Source organism: Alkalihalobacillus sp. CinArs1 (genome assembly GCF_947387515.1).
In the GTDB taxonomy this organism is placed as follows: Bacteria; Bacillota; Bacilli; order Bacillales; family Guptibacillaceae; genus Guptibacillus.
On record NZ_CANDOB010000002.1, the window covers coordinates 245020 to 265209 of the forward strand.

At 43.4% G+C, this 20190-nt stretch carries 24 protein-coding genes and 1 riboswitch; of the genes, 18 read left to right on the forward strand and 6 right to left on the reverse strand.

All coding sequences use genetic code 11. The features are described 5' to 3' along the window. Positions 1-12: 12 nt before the first annotated feature. The gene (locus tag PFZ69_RS09720; protein ID WP_270180881.1) at positions 13-528 is read right to left on the reverse strand and encodes a CBO0543 family protein; all 516 of its coding nucleotides are present in this window, start codon (positions 526-528) and stop codon (positions 13-15) included. 281 nt (positions 529-809) lie between these two features. On the opposite strand from PFZ69_RS09720, the gene PFZ69_RS09725 reads away from it, so the two are divergent. The 5 genes from PFZ69_RS09725 to PFZ69_RS09745 all read left to right on the forward strand — a co-directional run bounded on the left by PFZ69_RS09725 (position 810) and on the right by PFZ69_RS09745 (position 5503). Continuing rightward, the gene (locus PFZ69_RS09725) at positions 810-1259 is read left to right on the forward strand and encodes a pyridoxamine 5'-phosphate oxidase family protein (RefSeq protein WP_270180882.1); all 450 of its coding nucleotides are present in this window, start codon (positions 810-812) and stop codon (positions 1257-1259) included. A gap of 20 nt (positions 1260-1279) precedes the next feature. After that, a complete protein-coding gene (locus PFZ69_RS09730) occupies positions 1280-2191 on the forward strand; it encodes an alpha/beta hydrolase (RefSeq protein ID WP_270180883.1) in 912 nt (303 codons plus the stop codon). Positions 2192-2268: 77 nt separating this feature from the next. Then, a complete protein-coding gene (locus PFZ69_RS09735) occupies positions 2269-3177 on the forward strand; it encodes a phosphotransferase family protein (RefSeq protein WP_270180884.1) in 909 nt (302 codons plus the stop codon). A gap of 13 nt (positions 3178-3190) precedes the next feature. After that, the gene (locus PFZ69_RS09740) at positions 3191-3934 is read left to right on the forward strand and encodes a nucleoside phosphorylase (RefSeq protein WP_270180885.1); all 744 of its coding nucleotides are present in this window, start codon (positions 3191-3193) and stop codon (positions 3932-3934) included. A 144-nt stretch (positions 3935-4078) separates the two neighbouring features. Beyond that, a complete protein-coding gene (locus PFZ69_RS09745) occupies positions 4079-5503 on the forward strand; it encodes a sodium/glutamate symporter (RefSeq protein WP_270180886.1) in 1425 nt (474 codons plus the stop codon). Between the two features lie 56 nt (positions 5504-5559). On the opposite strand, the gene PFZ69_RS09750 is transcribed toward PFZ69_RS09745, so the two are convergent. Then, entirely contained in the window at positions 5560-6366 is an 807-nt protein-coding gene (locus PFZ69_RS09750) for a hypothetical protein (protein WP_270180887.1), read from the reverse strand. Then, positions 6363-6899: a sigma-70 family RNA polymerase sigma factor gene (locus PFZ69_RS09755; protein WP_270180888.1), complete on the reverse strand. Its 537-nt coding sequence runs from the start codon at positions 6897-6899 to the stop codon at positions 6363-6365. The genes PFZ69_RS09750 and PFZ69_RS09755 overlap by 4 nt, the downstream gene beginning before the upstream one ends. Positions 6900-7035: 136 nt before the next feature. Between PFZ69_RS09755 and PFZ69_RS09760 the strand changes: the two genes are divergently transcribed. The 7 genes from PFZ69_RS09760 (at position 7036) to PFZ69_RS09790 (ending at position 12120) form a co-directional block, all read left to right on the forward strand. Continuing rightward, positions 7036-7359, forward strand: coding sequence for a YnfA family protein (locus PFZ69_RS09760; RefSeq protein WP_270180889.1), 324 nt, complete (start codon positions 7036-7038; stop codon positions 7357-7359). 129 nt (positions 7360-7488) lie between these two features. After that, positions 7489-8718 (forward strand): dicarboxylate/amino acid:cation symporter, encoded by a 1230-nt coding sequence (locus tag PFZ69_RS09765; RefSeq protein WP_270180890.1) that lies wholly within the window; start codon positions 7489-7491, stop codon positions 8716-8718. 161 nt (positions 8719-8879) lie between these two features. Further along, a complete protein-coding gene (locus PFZ69_RS09770; RefSeq protein WP_442865142.1) occupies positions 8880-9275 on the forward strand; it encodes an HIT family protein in 396 nt (131 codons plus the stop codon). Between the two features lie 50 nt (positions 9276-9325). Beyond that, positions 9326-10429, forward strand: coding sequence for an alpha/beta hydrolase-fold protein (locus PFZ69_RS09775; RefSeq protein WP_270180891.1), 1104 nt, complete (start codon positions 9326-9328; stop codon positions 10427-10429). Positions 10430-10602: 173 nt separating this feature from the next. Further along, complete coding sequence (locus PFZ69_RS09780) at positions 10603-11073, forward strand: DUF2975 domain-containing protein (RefSeq protein ID WP_270180892.1); 471 nt, start codon at positions 10603-10605, stop codon at positions 11071-11073. 1 nt (position 11074) lies between these two features. Then, complete coding sequence (locus PFZ69_RS09785) at positions 11075-11299, forward strand: helix-turn-helix domain-containing protein (RefSeq protein ID WP_270180893.1); 225 nt, start codon at positions 11075-11077, stop codon at positions 11297-11299. After that, a complete protein-coding gene (locus tag PFZ69_RS09790; RefSeq protein ID WP_270182013.1) occupies positions 11299-12120 on the forward strand; it encodes a DUF817 domain-containing protein in 822 nt (273 codons plus the stop codon). Before PFZ69_RS09785 ends, PFZ69_RS09790 begins: the two co-directional genes overlap by 1 nt. Here the strand turns inward: PFZ69_RS09790 and PFZ69_RS09795 are convergent. Continuing rightward, the gene (locus PFZ69_RS09795) at positions 12090-12563 is read right to left on the reverse strand and encodes a GyrI-like domain-containing protein (RefSeq protein ID WP_270180894.1); all 474 of its coding nucleotides are present in this window, start codon (positions 12561-12563) and stop codon (positions 12090-12092) included. The two genes, PFZ69_RS09790 and PFZ69_RS09795, sit on opposite strands and share 31 nt — an antisense overlap. A gap of 167 nt (positions 12564-12730) precedes the next feature. Further along, a riboswitch (TPP riboswitch) is annotated at positions 12731-12845 on the forward strand. Positions 12846-12981: 136 nt separating this feature from the next. Here PFZ69_RS09795 and thiC point away from each other — a divergent pair. The 5 genes from thiC (at position 12982) to PFZ69_RS09820 (ending at position 18221) form a co-directional block, all read left to right on the forward strand. After that, entirely contained in the window at positions 12982-14760 is a 1779-nt protein-coding gene (gene thiC / locus PFZ69_RS09800) for a phosphomethylpyrimidine synthase ThiC (RefSeq protein ID WP_270182014.1), read from the forward strand. Between the two features lie 17 nt (positions 14761-14777). Further along, entirely contained in the window at positions 14778-14945 is a 168-nt protein-coding gene (locus PFZ69_RS09805) for a serine protease (RefSeq protein WP_270180895.1), read from the forward strand. A 340-nt stretch (positions 14946-15285) separates the two neighbouring features. Then, positions 15286-17022 carry an ABC transporter ATP-binding protein gene (locus PFZ69_RS09810; protein ID WP_270180896.1) on the forward strand — a complete coding sequence of 579 codons (1737 nt, stop codon included), beginning with the start codon at positions 15286-15288 and terminating at the stop codon, positions 17020-17022. 117 nt (positions 17023-17139) lie between these two features. After that, complete coding sequence (locus PFZ69_RS09815; RefSeq protein WP_270180897.1) at positions 17140-17466, forward strand: PadR family transcriptional regulator; 327 nt, start codon at positions 17140-17142, stop codon at positions 17464-17466. Next, entirely contained in the window at positions 17466-18221 is a 756-nt protein-coding gene (locus PFZ69_RS09820; RefSeq protein WP_270180898.1) for an HAAS domain-containing protein, read from the forward strand. Before PFZ69_RS09815 ends, PFZ69_RS09820 begins: the two co-directional genes overlap by 1 nt. A gap of 31 nt (positions 18222-18252) precedes the next feature. Here the strand turns inward: PFZ69_RS09820 and PFZ69_RS09825 are convergent, their stop codons facing one another. Both PFZ69_RS09825 and PFZ69_RS09830 read right to left on the reverse strand, forming a co-directional pair. Beyond that, complete coding sequence (locus PFZ69_RS09825) at positions 18253-18978, reverse strand: Bax inhibitor-1/YccA family protein (RefSeq protein ID WP_270180899.1); 726 nt, start codon at positions 18976-18978, stop codon at positions 18253-18255. Between the two features lie 37 nt (positions 18979-19015). Next, positions 19016-19474 (reverse strand): GNAT family N-acetyltransferase, encoded by a 459-nt coding sequence (locus PFZ69_RS09830; protein ID WP_270180900.1) that lies wholly within the window; start codon positions 19472-19474, stop codon positions 19016-19018. Positions 19475-19625: 151 nt separating this feature from the next. On the opposite strand from PFZ69_RS09830, the gene PFZ69_RS09835 reads away from it, so the two are divergent. Then, a complete protein-coding gene (locus PFZ69_RS09835) occupies positions 19626-20102 on the forward strand; it encodes a hypothetical protein (RefSeq protein WP_270180901.1) in 477 nt (158 codons plus the stop codon). Positions 20103-20190 lie beyond the last annotated feature (88 nt).

Consider the following 20190-nt stretch of genomic DNA (forward strand, 5'->3'; position numbering starts at 1 on the left):
CATCCTCCTTGACTATCTCCAATTGCTTACGGGAACATCGTACAGAATGAGCAAGACGATGATGATTGGAATGGAAATTACATAAGCGATTAGAGGGCGTTTGTAATGTAAATAGAGCATGGTAAACATGATGAAATCGAAGACGATCGAACTGATTAACGTCCAGCCGTGGTGATAGTGAAATAAATCCAAAACTGTGAAAAGCCATTCGAAGAATCCGTATAACACGACCCATGAGAGTAGAAAGAGGAGCTTTGTAGATGTTCTTTTCAACCTATCCATATAAGGGATATAGATCAAAACCGAACATGGGTAGACGATGAACATGATGATTAAGTTTATCGATGTATGGTTCGGTAAAAAATTGCTTTCCGTATACTCCCACAGCGGGTATTTGTAAGTTAGGAAATTATAGAGAAGATCACATGCTATAAAATAAAGGATGGTGTGATGGTATTTCTCCCAATGCCGCCAGTCTCCAAAAAGTCTAGCGGCAATGATCCAACATAGCGCTCCTAATATGTACATAGTCCATTGCCCCTTTTCATCTGCACATCTGTTAGCTTTTTCAATGTTGGGAAGAATATGCGTTTGCTGTGCTGTTAAATATTTGGTGTGATGTAGGGAAGGTGTGGCTTAAGGTATTTCGCGGATATTTTCTTGATATCGCCGATAAAAGAGGAGATTTCGCAGATATATTCAATTTTCCGCGGATATCTCATTGAATTAGCGGAAATAGTCCGATTTGCAACATGAATTTAGGCATTTACAGATTGCCTTCCATACTTTTAAATGAAGGGTGATACATAATGAAAGTATTAAGAGGAAAGCGAAGTTTTGACTTGGACGAATTTATGAAAAAGCCTCTGTTCGCACATCTATCTACGATGGCAAATGAGGGACCAAGGGAGTCTCCTGTTTGGTTTTACTGGGAAGATGAGTGTATTTGGATCATTGGTACACCACCTTCTGATACGTTTCCAGCAAGAATTGAGCAGTATCCGAAGTGTGCGATCGGCATCGTGGATTTTGATCGCAGCACTGGTGAAGTTTTTCATGCAGGGTTTAGAGGTGAGGCAACGGTCGTCCCATTTGATAAAGGGATCGCCTATCGCCTGCTCAGAAGGTATCTTGGACCAGAGGAAGCAGAGTGGTCCCCAAACTTTCAGGGATTGGGAGACAGCAACGTTCTCATTAAATTCGTCCCCGAAACTGTCGTCGTACGAGATCAGTCATACGCTCCGAGCGGTGGCGAGTGAAACATTGGGAGACGAGAGACATGACATATACACAATTACTGAACAAGACGATCGAAACATATGAAAACGATGGAAGCTTAGAAGCTTTCCGCTATATTCAAGAGCATGCTGATGAAGTCGAAGGGAATCGAACGCAGATCTATAATTTTCAATATGCGCTCGCTGCAGCTTCTGACCTAAAAGATGAAGCATTATCATTGATGAGAGAAGCTGTCATCGACCATGGGTATTGGTATTCCTATGATTATCTCATGACAGATGAAGATTTGGACTCGATTAAAGATACAGGCGAGTTTCAGGAACTCGCAGAGATTTGTAAGAAAAGGGAAGAAGAAGCGAAAGCAACGGCTAAACCTGAGTTAACGCTCATCGGTGAAGATGGAGCAGAAAAACCACTACTCATCGCGTTACACGGTGATCAGGAAAATGCTACTTTAACGAAAGAATATTGGCGTTCTGTCGTTACAGAGGGAACGGCTCTCGCTCTTCCACAGTCGTCTCAAATTCAGTTTACGGATGCATATGAATGGGAAGATCTTGGAAAAGGCTCAGATGAAGTCGTCAATCATACGGAGCGATTGGTCGATCAATTTAATGAGATCACGATCGGCGGCTTTTCAGCTGGATGTCGAGTAGCCCTTCACGCCATGGTGACAAGAAACTTACCTGTTAAAGGGTTTATCTTTGTTGCTCCGTGGCTGCCAGAAGTAGAAGAGTGGGATGAGTTGCTCGACAACATTGGTAGAGATGTAAAAGGCTACATCATCTGCGGAGACCAGGATGAAGACTGTATTGAAAGTGCAAACAGATTTGGAGAGCTTTTAGTGAAGCGAAATATCCAGCACAAGTTGAAGATCATATCAGGTCTTGACCACGAATATCCTGAGAGATTTGAAGAGATGTTGAAAGAAGCGATGACATATATTGGTTAAGACGCTGAGGAAAATTGATGAAGGTGCTAGAGCTTCATCATTCCTCTTATACTAACCACCAAAAAAGGGGTGAAGCGATGAACACGCCACAAGCTTGGACGGAATATATTCATCTTGTTCCTGCTTTAAAGAATGCTGTCGTATGGAAGTCTCTACGACAATGGTCACTTTCAGAAGTTTGGAGAGTCACGATGCCAGGTGGAAACACGATGATTGCAAAAAAAGGAATGGGAGAGAATTCCCGCGAGGCAGCCGTTTATGAACATCTGCTTCGTCCCCTTAAAGTTGATTCACCCATTATTTATAATGCGATTTCAGAAGGCTCAGTTGGTATTTTACTGATGGAAGATGTAAAAGGGAAAAGTGTCGAAGAAAACCCTGATGGACGTTATTTTATCGAAGCAGCCAGAAAATTAGCAGCGATGAGGACTGAAGTGCGATCGAGGCTAGCGAATAAGGGCACTGGCATCAAAGATGTGTTTTATTTAAAAAAAGATAAGTTGATCAACGATCTTGTTCATTTGAAAAAGCAGCATCAGCTGTTAGAAATTAACCAGGACGTTAATCTTCAACGTGCGTTAGACGTTCTTCCACAACACTTGGAACAATTGTATAAACGCTTCCCAGTTACCATTACTCACAATGATTACTATCCAAAAAATATGGTAGGCATAAACAAAACGCTCAAGATCATCGACTGGGCCAATGCCAATCTTAGCCCTCACCTTGGCGATCTATACTGCTTGATTACCTCTGCCGAAGAGTACGGGGTAAGTCCAAAAGAAGTGATCGATGCGTATCGAAATAACGTCACGGAGGAATTAGCAATTGATCTAGATTGGCAGATTACGATGGGCGGCATCTGCTGGACGATTTATATGCTTAGATGGCTGATCGATTATGGTGTGGACGCCATTCCAGAAGCGAAGGACTGGGTTCCAGATATGGTGAATGAACTCGAACGTTTATTAGAAACGCTGTCATAGTTAGGGGGATCAAATGAAGCTTTATGGAGATTTTGATAGAGAAGACTGGTTGAACGCGATGAAAATAAAGGCTGAGGATGTCCCTGATGCTTTTATCTTACACGGAGAATGGGAACATGAATGGAATTTAGCGAGTTGGAAGGAGCTTCTTCATCACGATCAATGGCTCCCGGATTGGAATGCGATCGTAGGGACATACGGCGACAGACGGATTGGATTTGCAAATGTGTTTGGAGGCCCGATCGCAGCATCAGTTGCCCATCGGTTCTCCGTGCTAGAAACTGAGACGTTCATTCAAACGGGCTATTTTGGCGGGTTGTCTCATGATGTGCAGTATGGTGATATTTTTATAGCGACGTCGGCAGCGATGGAAGATGGGGTATCACACTGGTACTTACCGGAGAGAAAAACGGTCGAAGCAGACGAAGCACTTGTTCGAGAAGCGATCAGGTTTTGTGAGGAAAAAAATTATTCTTACGTAACAGGACCCATTTTCACAACGGGTGCGATCCATGCTGAAACGAGCGAACTCGTCGCCTCCTGGGCGGATGACGGGTATATTGGAGTCGATATGGAGACGGCAACGACGTTTGCTGTCGCAAAGAAATACGGCAGAAAGGCGATCAGCCTTCTTAACTTATCTGACCATATCATTAAAGGAGATACCCTCTACTCGGATAATCTTGAAAGAGATGAAATCGAAGCGAAAACAGATGACAGGATTGAAGAACTAGCGCTTCACCTATCACATTTCTAGAGTAGACTTTTCAATTAAAAAAATTGAAAAGTCTTTTTTTTCGAAAACACGTTTAACACCTTTTTTTACGAGGGAACGAAAAGTAAAGGTTGTTATGAAGTGATTCGAAGCAGCTAGAAATTTGATGTAACGAGGTGGTTCATTTTGAGTCCGGATCAAATAGGGTTTGCGCTATTATATATAGGTGTCTTTCTTCTTATCGGAAAACTCATACGTGTGAAAGTGAAAATTTTGCAAGATCTTTTTTTACCAGCATCCATAATAGGGGGCTTTATCGCATTGCTCCTAGGTCCTCAGGTTCTTGGTAAGCTTGTCGCTCCTTTCGTCTCGGAAGGGCATTTCTTAGCGAACGGCATTATGACAGATACGATCATCGAGGTGTGGGCTGCGCTCCCAGGACTTATGATCAACGTGGTGTTCGCATCGTTATTCCTTGGCGCGACGATGCCGAAGCTTAAAGACGTGTGGACGTACGGCGGGCCGCAGCTCGCCTTCGGTTGGGCGATCGGCTGGGGACAATATGTGATCGGTCTATTAGTCGTCTTACTCATTCTTACGCCGTTCTTCGATATTCCAGCGATGGCGGGGGCACTGATCGAGGTCGCCTTTGAGGGCGGTCACGGTACGGCAGCAGGTATGGCGAGTACGTTCGAAGAGCTAGGCTTCTCGGAGGCATTCGACTTAGCGATTGGACTTGCGACAGTCGGTGTGCTGTCAGGTGTGATCTTCGGAATCATCCTGATCAACTGGGCAGTAAGAAATAACAAAACAGAAGTGATCAAAGACGTTGATGGTTTCTCAGATCTCCGAAAGAGTGGGATCATGGAGTATCAAAACCGAGAGCCAGCTGGAAAGATGACGCTCCGACCTGAGTCGATCGAGCCGCTATCGTTCCATCTCTCGATCATTATGGTTGCCATTTTGATAGGTTGGTTGATTTTACAAGGGTTGATCGGACTAGAAGCGATTACGATCTCTCAGTGGACAGGCTCAAGCTTCATGACGTACATCCCGCTGTTCCCGATCGCAATGTTCGGCGGAATCATTCTACAAATCTTCTTTAATAAAAATGATAAGTACAATCTGGTCGATCGCCGCATGATCAACCGTATTCAAGGACTTGCATTAGACATCTTGATCATTTCAGCAATTGCGACGGTATCACTCGAAGTAATCGGTGACTACCTCGTTCCATTCTTGATTCTAGCTGTAGCCGGAATCTCATGGAACTTATTCGGATTCCTATTCCTCGCGCCAAAAATCATACCGAATTATTGGTTCGAACGAGGAATCGGAGACTTTGGTCAGTCGATGGGTGTTACGGCAACAGGGCTTCTCTTGATGCGAATCGTTGACCCTGATAACGAATCACCTGCGTTCGAAGCGTTCGGTTACAAACAGCTCGTGTATGAACCGTTCCTAGGTGGTGGTCTCGTCACGGCGCTTTCGGTTCCGTTTATCGCAGGCGTTGGACCGTGGGCAGGATTGATTTTATCCCTTGCGATGACCGCACTTGGCATCTTCTTCGGAATCTTTTATTTCGGAAGAGGGAAGCATAAAGAAGGATAACAACGAGTAAAGGAAGCTGTCTCATTTATGAGGCAGCTTCCTTTTTGTGTAAGAACTTATTCATCTCGCCAGTAATCTACGAGTTCTTCTTCCGCGATCAGTGCTTCAACTTCAGACACGCTGTCTCCATCGAGCATGTATGAATAACCAGATGGTGAACCTTCTGCTTCATTCATGGTGATATTAAGGTCATTCACTAACCCAATCAAATACGTCATGCCGACTTTCATTCGTTCACTCGGCTCCTTCCATTGATCAAGATATCGAGTAGGAGCTACTGTTCCATCTAAGTTTAAATGTTCATATCGTTTGCGCTCTTCGTTATTGAGAAGAATCGAGAGGTTCTTTAGATTTTCAAAGTCTTTTTCAATCGCTTCTCCTTGAACGGTTATGCCAACAAGAGAGACTCGAATCGATGTTGCTCCTATGGTTTTGTAATACATGTGATCATCGTCATGCTGCTCAGGTACGGGGGCATTTAACGTTTCAGCATAGGAAGCGATCATCTCTTTTGCACTTGTAGGATGAGTTTCGACGACGTCGCTCGGGACGGTCACATCAGTCCATTCTTTATTGAGTCCAGAAGAGCTCGTAGAATTCCCTTCGCTAACAGAAACAGAATGTTCTTGGGGATTTGGTTCATCCACGGCTGATGGATCGGTCTTTTCTAGCCCACCTGTTAAGATAATCGCTCCGAAGACCGCTAATACTACCACTGTTGAAGCCGTGTAGAGTAAGAACTGTAATGGGTTCCTCTTCTTCTTAGATGAGATATGATGGAGGACCGCTTGTTTTCCTGCATTAGAAAATGAGATGGTTTCATACGTTTCTTCATGAAGTTTTTGTTTTAGGTCATGATTCATGGCTGTAAACCTCTCCTTTCGAGTTCTAATTTAAGAATTTGCTTTCCTCTCCTTAGTCGTGTTTTGATTGTGCTTTCGTTCAGTTTCGTTATTTCGCTAATTTCTCTGATTCTTAATTCTTCATAATAATACAGATAGAGGATGCCTCGGTATTTATGTGGTACTTGTAGCAACGACTCGGTGACAGCATGTTGGTCGTCTTTTTGAATCAGCTTAATTTCTGGTGTGAGTTCATTCGATGGGTGGTAAGTTTTACTGTAAGGCAGCCATTTTTTGAAAGCATGTGTTTTTAACGTATCTAATGAACGATTGACCGTAATGCGGTAAAGCCAAGTTTTGAAGCTTGATCGCTTTTCGAACGTATTGAGATGGTGATAGCAGCTTATAAACACATCCTGTGTGATGTCTTCTGCTGTGCTCAAGTCTTTTACATATGTAAAAGCAAGCTTCTTGACCATGTCACCGTATTCATCCATAAGGTGAACGATCGTTTCTTCCCGCGTTGCGTCTTCGATCGAGTGCGCATTTTCCAAGAATTATCAGCTCCTTTCTTAAAGCTGTATCGGTAATTTAATCTTAGACGATGGAGAAAGAGAATAGTTTCATATTTTAAGAAAACAATGGAAATGATTTATAATCAAGCGCATGTTGGAAGAAGGACGTGATAGTATGGTCAGTGCTTTATTATTGTTTGTTCTTGCGGGACTAGCTGAAATAGGTGGAGGCTATCTCATCTGGCTTTGGTTACGGGATGGCTATCCTTCATATTACGGCGTGATCGGTGGGATAACGCTTGCGCTGTATGGCGTGATCGCAACCTTTCAAGCATTCCCATCTTTCGGTCGTGTGTACGCGGCATACGGAGGCGTGTTCATCATTCTTTCAGTACTATGGGGATGGGGTGTCGATCAGAAGACACCTGATGTTTATGATTGGTTGGGAGCGGGAATCTGTTTGGTCGGTGTATCTGTCATGCTGTTTAGCCCGAGATGATCGCTCGTGCTACGACAGGTGCATTTTACCTCAGGCATACCCGTTGACTTTCGGTAAAATGTAAGGTATCTTTATTTCCTAGTAAATTCATAGGACTAATATTAGTTTATTTGCAAGGGGAGAAAGGGAATGAAGAAACTATTTCGAGGCTATCTTGATGTCTCATTAATATTAAAAATTACGATAGCACTTCTATTAGGGATTGTCGTAGGTTTTGTTTTTGGTGAAGATGCGGCTGTGCTTGCGCCGTTCGGTGATCTATTACTTAATCTATTAAAGTTTCTCATCATACCGCTCGTTCTCTTCACACTGATCGTTGGGGTAAACCAAACGAAGCTTGGAGATTTAGGACGTAAGGGCGGAAAGGTGTTCAGCTTTTATGTGATTTCCAGTGCGGTTGCGATGATCGTCGGAATTACGGTTGCGAGCCTCTTCAATCCTGGAGAAGGATTAAACCTCACTCCGAACGAAAGCGTTGAAGTGCCAGAAAATCCAGGCGTGGTGAGCGTCTTACTAAACATCGTTCCAACGAATATCGTGACGGCGTTTAGTGAGATGAACCTTCTTGGAATCATCTTTACAGCGCTCGTTTTCGGAATCGCGATTTCTGCTCTTAGAAGTTCAAGTGAAACAGCTGAGCTTGGAGAGCATCTTTATAAAGTTGTTAACGGACTGAACGAAGCCACGTTCAAGATCATGAACGTCGTGCTACAATACGTTCCGATCGGAATCTTTGCGATCATTGCGAAGACGATTGGTAACCAGGGGATCGACACCATTCTTTCACTAGGAAACATGATCGTGGTGTTATATATTGCACTCGCTGTACAAATCGGGATCTATGTGATTGCGATGCTGTTCTTCAAAGTGAAACCCGGTGAGTTTTTCAAAAATGCACGTACGCCGATGATCACGGCTTTTGTTACGCAGAGTAGTTCAGGCACGCTACCGGTGACGTTAAATGCGGCAAGAGGACTTGGCCTTTCAAAGAGCTTATATAGTTTTAGTTTACCGTTAGGTGCTACGATCAATATGGATGGAGCTGCGATACGAATTGCGGTATCCGCTGTTTTCGCCGCTAACGTTGTCGGCACACCGCTAAGCTTTCCGGATATGCTTGCGATCGTGCTCGTAGGAACGCTCGCATCGATCGGTACTGCTGGTGTTCCTGGTGCAGGAATCATCATGATCGCTACAGTGTTTTCTCAGGTAGGCTTACCGATGGAAACAGTAGCATTGCTAACTGCTGTTGATGCGCTTGTTGGAATGGGTGCAACAGCACTCAACGTTACTGGAGACCTTGTCGGTTCTTCAGTGATCGACCGTACCGAAAAGAAAAGTGAGTTAAAAAGTGCTTGACCTGAAAGACCAGGGGAAATCTTATGATGACCCTGGTCTTTTTTTATAATTGCAGACATTGGAGCGGAATGGTATACGATACCTATAAGAGGGCTATCCCGGTATTTTTAGAGGACTTTTATCATGTCCTATCGAATTTTTAGAAGTGGAGGGGGATGCTGATGTACAAAAAAGATTGTCCATTTTGCAATCCATACAGCGATGTAAACCAAACGATCGTGTTTGAAAGTGAAACATGTTATTTTCTTCAGCATGACAATGAACAACGAGTGTTGAAGGGTTCTGGCGTGATCGTTCCAAAAAAGCATAGGAGCGACCCTTTTGATTTAACAGAAGAGGAATGGCTCGATACATATACGCTCTTAAATCGAGCGAAAGCCTACCTGGATGAACGGTTTTCCCCTGATGGCTATACTGTCGGCTGGAATGTTGGAGAAGTGTCAGGTCAATTCATCCCACATAGTCACCTTCACGTGATTCCGAGGCATATGGATGAGCCGCTTGCTGGGAAAGGCGTTCGCTATTGGTTGAAGCAGGATGAAAATAAGCGAAGATAAAAGGAACCGCACTCGAATCGAGTGCGGTTATTGAGCGTGGGAGGAAAAGTATGAATATACAAGAAATACGAAGCCCTTTTAGTTATAACGAGATTTCTAGCATGAAACAACTCGAGACACCGATTGTGAAACACGTAGATGATGGGATCGAAATTCACTTTATCTACTTTGGAAATGAAGACACTTCGAGCGTTCACGTTTTAGGTAGTTTTCCAGGGTGGGAGTTACAAGGAGGGGAAATGACGAGGCTTGAAGAAAGCGACATCTGGGTAAAATCCTTTCTGGCAGATAGTGCATTCGCAAGCACGTACTATTTCTCAATCAATGACGACTATGGTGATGATTGGGGAGAAAGGTTCAAGCACATGATCCTAGACCCATTAAACCCAAACACAATGGTATTTTCTGAAGTACCCGGTGACCCTCATACGGCAATCTCATACGTTGAAGGTGATGAGAAGCTAGCCACTATGAATTTGAGGAAGAAGGGGAACGTCTACAAGGAAATGTTCAATAGCAGCGTCTTACATAATGAACGAAATCTCTGGATCTATGATCCTATCGAAGTTGACACGCCTAAGAACGTGTTGATTCTATTCGATGGTTTCCAGTATACAGATGCCATCCCGGCACCTGCTATGATCGATCATTTATATGATGAAGGGAAAATCCCTGCAACGGTTATAATCGGGGTGGATAGCCCAGACCGCTTTACGGAGTTTGTTGGAAACGATGTGTTCACTCAATTTTTAACAGATGAATTATTACCATGGATTCGAGATACGTTCAGAGTGAATCGAGATAAAATCGTTTTAGGAGGAGCAAGCTTAGGAGGATTGGCCGCATTTTATAGTGCGATTTCACGTCCGGATCTATTCGGTGGGGTTCTATCACAATCGGGTTCGTTCAATCATAAGAAGTGGGTGGATTGGCCTGTTCATCATATGAAAAATGAGTCGAAGCAACATCCTGTACGGATCTACATGAATGCAGGCAAGTTGGAAGTGCCAGCGTTACAAGAAGCCAATAACCAAACGTATTCAGCGCTCAAACGAAATGGCTATGATGTAACGTATGACGTGTTTAACGGTGGACATGACGTCCTATGGTGGCGTGAAACGTTTCCTAGAGGGCTAGAATATGTCTTTAAGTGAGGAATGAAGAACTTATCCCAAATGGGGTAAGTTTTTTTGTGAATATTCCTCTGAAAATCTAGTATCAAGAGAATACATTAACAATAAATACATATCAATAGTTAATAAGTATTTATTGAAAAACGATAAATAATGAGTTATATTCAACATATCAAGCAAGCGAGGTGTTTACATTGAAACTAGGTTCAACGAATTTTCTAAGAATCGTTGTAGTCGTCATTGGGGTTGCGGTACTTGCGCTGTGTATCTTTGCGTTACCAGCGATTGCGTCTGAAGCAGCTGAGGGTCAAACATTTCTTTATCCCATTTTAATTGGAATGTATGCTGCTGCCATTCCGTTCTATGTTGCGTTGTATCAAGCTCTAAAACTGTTAAGCTTCATCGATAAAGAAGAAGCGTTTTCTGATTCCTCTGTGAAGTCGCTACGAACGATCAAGTTTTCTGCAGCAACCATCAGTGTGTTGTATATGCTCGTTATGCCGTTCTTTTATATAGTTGGAGAGAGGGATGATGCTCCAGGCGTGATTGCGATCGGATTAGTCATCACCTTTGCTTCTCTTGTGATCGCAGTATTTGCGGCTGTTCTTCAGAAGTTATTGAAGAGTGCGATCGAAATCAAATCTGAAAATGATCTAACGGTTTGAGGTGAAGAACATGGCGATTATTATTAATATCGACGTGATGTTAGCAAAAAGAAAAATGAGTGTGACGGAACTTTCGGATAGGGTGGGCATCACGATGGCGAACCTTTCGATCTTGAAGAATGGAAAAGCGAAGGCGGTTCGATTTTCAACGTTGGAAGCGATATGTGAGGCATTGGAATGCCAGCCTGGCGATATTTTGGAATATAAAAACGAGAGCGGTAAGTGATGGGGCCACTTAAGCAGCTCGTCAGGTTCGGGTGGGAGCAAGCGCTATCCTGCTTGTTCCCGGTCGTTATCTTTGCTTCCTTAGCTCTTACGAAATTTGTTCCGCTCCCCCTATTGCCGAGATATGACTGGCTACTCTTAATCTGTTTAGTCATGCAGTGGTGGATGATTCGTTCTGGTCTTGAGACGCGAGATGAATTGAAGGTGATCACGATGTTTCACATCATCGGTCTCGCCCTAGAGCTCTTTAAAGTGCACATGGGCTCATGGTCATATCCGGCAGAGGGTTACTCAAAGGTTTTTGGAGTACCGTTGTACAGCGGATTTATGTATGCGAGCGTTGCGAGCTATCTCTGTCAGGCGTGGAGAAGGCTTAACGTAAAACTGGTCAAATGGCCAACTTTGTGGCTCGTCGTTCCACTTGCGGCTGCAATCTACCTAAACTTCTTCACACATCATTATTGGATCGATGTTCGCTGGTGGTTATCAGCGCTCGTCATCATCGTCTTCTTTCAATCATGGGTCACGTATGAGGTTGGAGGAAAGCAATACCGCATGCCGATCGCGCTTTCATTTGTGCTCATCGGATTTTTCATATGGATCGCAGAGAACATCGCGACTTTCTTCAGCGCATGGGAATACCCGAACCAGAGAGATGCCTGGAGTCTTGTTCACCTTGGAAAAGTAAGCTCGTGGCTTCTCTTAGTGATTGTCAGCTTTCTGATCGTAGCGACGTTAAAGCAGGTGAAAGGGAAAAGTTCTAGTTTGCCACGTACATCTTCTAGCTCTAGCTACCTCTCACTACGAGGAACGATGAAATAAAGCGATGTTTCTTCATCTTCATGGTTAAAGGATTCTGGATAATATTCGAAGCAGTAAGAAAGGTCGATTTCCGAGGGTCTTTCTTTTTGTATGAAATCATAGACTGATTTAATGTCACGGTCTTTATTACGAAAGCTGATTTCAAAGGATAAATACGTTCCTTTTGGAATGATGATTCTCTCAAAATCACTCGTTTCACCGAATGCTGTGACTTCACAAGCTGCTGTGTATGCATAACTTCCGTGCTCGATTTCTTTCATATAGCCGATCGCTTCTTCCTTTTCGACAAGGTGACTCACGTGACGGTTCATGAATTGCTCCGAGAACGTTGTCCAGAAAGACGGTAGATCCACTTCTTCTAAGGAGTTAAGGGAAAGGGAACCTGGATAGCTTAGGCCAACATAATAACGATCTTCGTTCCAGTGTAGTTTTTCGTAATTCATTGTAGTCGCCTCCATTTTTATAAACGTATCGTCCTCACAATCATAGCATGAACATCGTAGGAAATTTGATAGAAGAGGTACGCGTTAGGCATAGGTAAATAGAATCGTTCTATAACGGTAGCTATTGTATTTTTAGAAGACTCCTATATACTAGAATCAAATACAATAGAGTTAACTAGGGGAGCCCAATGAGCTGGGCTGAGAAGGAAACGCTTTGAAGTTTCTTGACTCTTTGGACCTGATCTGGATCATACCAGCGTAGGGAAGTTAGAACGATCATCACTGTAACGCAACGTCTGTTTACATATGAGCCGGGTCCGATGAATGACAATGGACCCGGCTTTTTTATGTTTTGATAGGCTTCTGCACATGGTTTGATTCATCTCGTCCTTTATTTCAAAAAAAGGGAGAGTTTATGATGGCAACATCTACACCAAGCAATGAGAGCATTTCCATTATGTCTAGTTTTTCAGGTAGTCGAAAAGTGTATATCTCAGGGTCGAGAGAGGATATCAAGGTGCCGATGCGTGAAATCGCTTTGAGTCCAACTTCTGGAACATTTGGGGATGAGGAGAACCCTCCGGTCCGTGTGTACGACCCAAGCGGTCCATATACAGATCAACATTATTCTGTAGATCTAGAAAAAGGGCTTCCAGCACTTCGTGAAACCTGGATTTCTGAACGTGGAGACGTAGAAGAGTATGAAAGGCGTAAAATGAAGCCTGAAGATAATGGATACAAAGATGAACATGATTCCCGTATGAAACATTTCCCTCGGTTAAATCAAAAACCACTCAGAGCTAAGAAGGGAAGGAACGTTTCGCAGCTGCATTATGCAAGAAAAGGAGTCATCACTCCTGAAATGGAATTCATCGCACTTAGAGAAAAGATGGATCCAGAATTTGTTCGAGATGAAGTGGCAAAAGGTCGTGCGATCATTCCAGCTAACATCAATCATCCGGAGATTGAGCCGATGATCATCGGTCGCAATTTTCATGTGAAGATTAACGCGAACATTGGAAATTCTGCCGTTTCCTCTTCGGTTGAACAGGAAGTCGAAAAAATGACCTGGGCGACACGCTGGGGCGCAGATACGATCATGGATTTATCAACGGGGAAAAACATTCATACGACTCGAGAATGGATTATACGTAATTCACCTGTGCCAGTGGGGACCGTCCCAATTTATCAAGCGCTCGAAAAGGTCAATGGAGTTGCTGAGGATCTAACTTGGGAGGTTTACAAAGATACATTGATCGAGCAAGCAGAGCAGGGTGTCGACTATTTCACGATTCATGCAGGTGTTCGATTACAATATGTGCCGCTTACGGCAAAGCGGTTAACGGGTATCGTATCTAGGGGCGGCTCGATCATGGCACAGTGGTGCTTGTATCATCATCAAGAAAGCTTTTTATATACGCATTTTGAAGAAATATGTGAGATTTTAAACACCTATGACATTTCCTTATCACTCGGAGATGGCTTACGTCCTGGGTCCATTGCTGACGCCAATGATGACGCACAGTTTGCAGAATTAGAAACCCTCGGAGAACTTACAAAATTGGCGTGGAAATATGATGTTCAAGTCATGGTGGAAGGACCTGGACATGTCCCTATGCATCTGATTAAAGAAAACATGGATAAACAAGTTGAGCTATGTGATGAAGCGCCATTTTATACATTGGGACCACTTACAACAGATATCGCTCCTGGGTATGATCACATTACGTCTGCAATTGGTGCAGCGATGATCGGATGGTATGGTACGGCGATGCTTTGTTATGTTACTCCAAAAGAACATCTAGGATTGCCAAACAGAGAAGATGTTCGAGAAGGGGTAATCACGTATAAGATTGCGGCTCATGCAGCCGATTTAGCGAAAGGACATCCAGGCGCGCAACTACGAGATGACTCCCTATCGAAAGCGCGTTTTGAATTCCGTTGGAGAGATCAATTCAACTTGTCGTTAGATCCAGAACGTGCAATGGAGTATCATGATGAGACGTTACCGGCTGAGGGAGCAAAAACAGCACACTTTTGTTCGATGTGTGGACCTAAATTCTGCAGTATGAGAATTTCTCAAGATATCCGTGATTTGGCGAAAGAAAATGACCATTTTACGAAAGAGGATATTGAAAAAGGGATGAAGGAGAAAGCGGCAGAGTTTAAAGAATCAGGATCGTCAATTTACCGATAACGTTAGGGGGCGGCATTGTGAACGTTCATCAACTAGAAGAGGAAATGAAAGTTACGAAACAACACCTTGCATTACTGGAGAACCAATTAAAGGCATTTCAAGAAAAGTGTGAGCATCATTTTGAAGGAGATCAATACTTTGAAAAATGTTCGAAGTGTCATAAGGTAGAAGTTTTATATTATTAACGTGGCTCACTCAACAAGTGGAGTTCGTTTAGCGCTCCACTTGTTGCAATGTGACAAATGAAGAGACATGGTGCTAATTTAGAGCTGCAACCACCGTTATTTTATAACTGGGTTGGGTTCGAATTAAGATTGCGACAGATTCTAGAGAATGAAGCCGGCTTATATGCAGGGAGTTTACCAAAGGGCCATCACATTATTTGAATTTTTCATAACTAGGTTATCGTTATAGAATAAAAGATTGACTACTACGTCTAAATCGATTAGCATAGTTAGTTGATAATGGTTTTCAATTAAACCACTTACATAGTATTCGAAAATTTGATAACAAAGGGATGGTTCCATGCTCAAACGTTTCTTTTCTTATTACCGTCCATACAAGTGGCTGTTTATCTTAGATTTCTTTTGTGCCGTGTTTGTCGGTATATTGGAGCTGGCCTTCCCACTCGCAGTCAATCAGGTAATCGATCGGTTGCTGCCTGAACAAAATTGGTCGCTCATCATGTTCGCTTGTCTAGGATTGCTTCTCGTGTACCTGTTGAATACAGGACTGCACTATGTCGTGACGTACTGGGGGCACATGCTTGGAATCAACATCGAAACAGATATGAGACAGAAGTTATTTACGCACATGCAGAAGCTATCGTTCTCTTATTATGATGGGAATAAAACAGGGCATAGTATTTCACGTCTGACGAAAGACTTAGAGGAAATTGGAGAAGTTGCCCACCATGGACCAGAGGATGTTTTTGTTGCCTTGATGACGCTAGTCGGTTCGTTCGTTCTTATGCTCACGATCAATTGGCAGCTTGCCGTCATCTCTTTCATCGTGATTCCGTTCCTCATCATTCTTGCTGTTTACTTTAATAAAAAGATGACGAGAACGTTTCGTAAGATGTTCCATCGCGTCGCAGAAATCAATACTAGAGTCGAAGATAGCATCGGTGGCATTCGTGTTGTGCAGGCGTTCGCCAATGAAAAGCATGAACAAGAAAAATTTCTAGAAGAAAACAATCGCTATAAAGGAACGAAACTGCAATCATACAAGATCATGGCACAAAACGTGACGGCAAACTACATGACGATGCGCCTGGTGACGTTAACGACACTACTGTTCGGCACGTATTTTGTTATTCAAAATCAGTTAACATACGGTGAGTTTGTGGCCTTTATCCTTCTTGCAAATATTCTCATTGGCCCAATTCAGAAGATCAATGCGGTTATTGAAAGCTATCCGAAGGGGATCGCAGGATTTAAGCGGTATACAGAAATTATGGATACTGCTCCGGATATTGAAGATACACCGCAAGCTTTTCATAAAGAACTACAAGGTGACATTGTGTATCACGATGTGAGGTTTGGATATGAATCGTGGAATCCGATTCTTAAAGGCGTGAGTTTACAGATCTCTCCTGGGGAGACGGTGGCGTTCGTTGGGCCTTCAGGTGCCGGGAAGACAACGCTTTGTAGTCTGCTGCCTCGTTTTTACGAAGTTCATAGCGGAGACATCACAATCGATGGCACGAATATTCGTGATCTGAAACTTGAAACGCTGCGCAGTCAAATCGGTATCGTTCAGCAGGACGTCTTTTTATTTTCAGGAACGATTCGTGAAAATATTGAATATGGCAAGCTTGGCGCATCGGATGAAGAAATTCTAGAAGCAGCGAAACGAGCGAGGCTTGAGGAGTTCATCGCTGATCAACCAGAGGGACTCGATACGGTTATTGGAGAGCGTGGTGTGAAGCTGTCTGGAGGACAAAAACAGCGGCTTGCGATCGCGAGAATCTTCCTGAAGAACCCTCCTATTCTTATTTTGGATGAAGCGACTTCCGCATTGGATACGGAAACAGAAGAAGCGATTCAAAAGTCGCTGGATGAATTGACGGTTGGCAGGACGACACTCGTCATCGCACACCGCTTAGCGACGATCAAGAATGCGGACCGGATTATGGTCGTTACGAAAGACGGCATTTCTGAAGAAGGCTCTCATGACGAACTTCTTCGTCAAGATGGCCTCTATAAAAAGCTTCACCAAGCTCAGTTTGGTCATCCTGAACTCTTAAAGGAAATTTATTGAAAAAGGTCTTTGCTTTACTGGAAATGTTAGGTATACTGTAACTACATTGCAATGCAATGTAGTTATTTTTTATTCAACTACCTTGTAAAACAATATAGGTGAACGGAGAGGTGGAAGATGTCTTCGAGTCAGATTTTAAAAGGGATACTAGAAGGCTGCTTGTTATCCATTATTGGAAAAGGCGAAACGTACGGGTATGAAATGATCGAAAAACTGAATGAGTATGGGTTCAACATGGTAAGAGAAGGAAGTATTTATCCTCTGTTGCTACGCATGAAAAAAGAAGGGCTCGTTGTAACGTCACAAAAGCAGTTACCCTCTGGCGGGCCGAAGCGAAAGTATTATTCGCTAACTCGTAAAGGGGAAGAAGAATTAGCGGCATTTAAGGAGAAGTGGGGGTCACTATCAAAAAGCGTTGATCGCTTGTTAGAGGAGGAAGGATAATGGGATTATCTGTTCAAAGTCAAGAGTTCCTAGCGAATCTACGACTCTATTTGATCTCGAGTGGGAAGAACGAAGACGAAATCGAAAGTATCATTAGTGAACTCAACGATCATTTGCTTCAAGCAGAAAAAGCAGGGAAAGATGTCAGTGACATCATAGGAAAATCGCCAAAGGATTATATGAAACAACTATCGAAAGAAATGCCGATCGATCGTAAGGATGTGTTGAAGTATAGTTTGATGGTCATGATTGGAGCCATTGCATTCATTGTGTTAGGAAACGTTGTTCGCGGCGGAATCGAAGCGTCTGTCCTCGAGCTCATCAGTTATCCACTCATCATTCTCTTTTATATTGGATTGATTTCAGTCACGTTCCGCCGGATTGCTACTAGTGGAAATAAGATGCTGGTGTGGACGCTTCTAGGCATCGTAGGAGCGGTTCCAACCGTTCTCATACTAGCTTTACTTTTCTTAAATGGTGCCGTTGAGACACCTACAGTCACATTTCATTCAACTTGGAACATCATTGCCGCAGCTGTCGCCGTTCTCCTTATCATCGGCTTATCACTTTGGACGAGAACCTGGGTCATGATCATCATTGCTGCGATCGTATTTGTTCCTGACTTGATCATGAACGTTACCGAGCTCGAGGAAAGTACAAAAATCATTACATCCAGCATGCTGATCATGCTCGGGATGGCGATCTACCTATTCTTCATGTGGAAAAAAGACAAAAAGCAAAATGTTATAGGATAGAAGAAACGCCCTGCAGTCCGCAGGGCGTTCGTTATCTTCGTATTTTTTGTAGAAGTCTTAGAATCTCGATATATAACCATACTAGTGTGACCATGAGTCCAAACGCGCCGTACCATTCGAGGTATTTAGGTGCGCGAGCGTCGACACCTCTTTCGATGAAGTCAAAGTCTAACACGAGGTTAAGCGCGGCGATGGCGACGATGAAAACGGAGATGCCGATGCCGATCACGCCGTTTGAATGTAAGTATGGCACGGTCATCGTTGTAAACATGTTCAGTACAATATCGAGTAGATAGACAACAAAAATAGCGAGCGTCGCTGAGACGACCATCAAGCGAAAGTTCTTCGTTACTTTTATAATTCTTGCCGCATAAAGGAATAACAGGACGCCCATAACTGAAAACGTTAGTGCTGCTGCTTGAATCACGATTCCAGGAAACTGGTTTTCGAGAATGGCAGATATGCCGCCTATCGCAAAACCTTCAAGCGCTGCATAGATCGGTGCTGTGATAGGTGCTGCTTTCTTTACGAACACCGTGATTAGAGCGACCACGAGCGCTCCGATTCCTCCGATCATCATCATGAAGATGACGTCTTCCCCTTGCGTAAAGCGATACCATGTGTAGACCGCCGTTCCGAGTAAAAAGAGAAAGAGTACAAACGTCTTTCCAACCGTACCACCGAGTGTCATCGTTTCGCCTTGTTCACCCGTATTGCGAAATATATCGTTCTTTAATACTGGATTTCCGCTTCTCATTTTAGTCTTCCTTTCTATTAAGAAGGTTTCTCTTGTTCTACGAATGCGAGGTTCCAAACGTTTCAGAGAGTGCTTTTTTCATGAGAATGTGTGGAATCCCATCTTCCATGAATACGTCAGAGACCGTTTTATACCCTAACTTATGGTAAAAGGTTTCGGCTTGGACTTGACCGTGAAGCTTTACCTTCGTAACCCCCTGATTTGCTGCTAGCTCTTCAAGTTTGTGAACGATCATATTGCCGATGCCTTGCTTTCGATAAGATGGAAGGATGCATATGCGTTCGAGTTTTCCATACCCGTCATGAACGCGCCATCTGCCAGTGCCAACCGCATGTTCGCCGTCCAGAATAAGAATATGCTCGGCATCCGCTTTTAGACTGTCAAATTCATCGTATTCTTCTTCTTCAGGCGTTCCTTGCTCATCGATAAAAACGTTCTTTCTAATTTCAAATGCTGTATCTAACTGCTTCTGTGTTTCGATAAGAATGGCTTCCATTCTATTGACCCCTCTCCAAACGTTCTAGTAAAAGTATAATGAAAATCAGCTCAAGAAGAAAATAAAATGGATGTGTATGGAAGGTTTTGGATGCCGAGTAGTAGAAGATGAGAGCAGTAGTTATGGAAGTGTATGTAGAGAGGGGTTAAGTATGAGAAATTGGATGATAATTATAGGAACGCTCTTCCTTGTGCTGGCAGGCTGTACATCGAATAAAGAAGCTGTGACGCTCCCTGATAATATTCCAGAACATGTGTCAGAAAAAGATTTTGAAGAAATCGATTGGGAGAGAAAAGCGGAGCCGTTTGCGGATGGAAACATGATTGGAAATGAAAATAAGACTGGCGTCATCGGTATGGACCAACCTAGTTTAGAGGGTCAGAAATGGATGTGGCATCTATGGGGGGTGGAGGATACAGAATTAACGGTAGTCGGTTATCACCGTGAGAGTGGTACGGTTCACCAGATTCTTGCTGGTGCGTGGACGATTCCTTTAGGGGGAGAAAACAATGGAGCGGATTCACACGCCCCTTCTTCTGTAATCGTTCCGAAAAAGGGGGAGTGGGCCATGCTGGTATATACGGGTGATTCCTTGTTCGATACGCTAATTTATGAGATTGAAAAATAGGTGAAGGCGAGCGGCTCTCTAAAGAGCCGCTTTTGTTGTTATAGTTTCTGTTTTACTCTTTTTGGGTTGATATAGTACAGTTGAATAT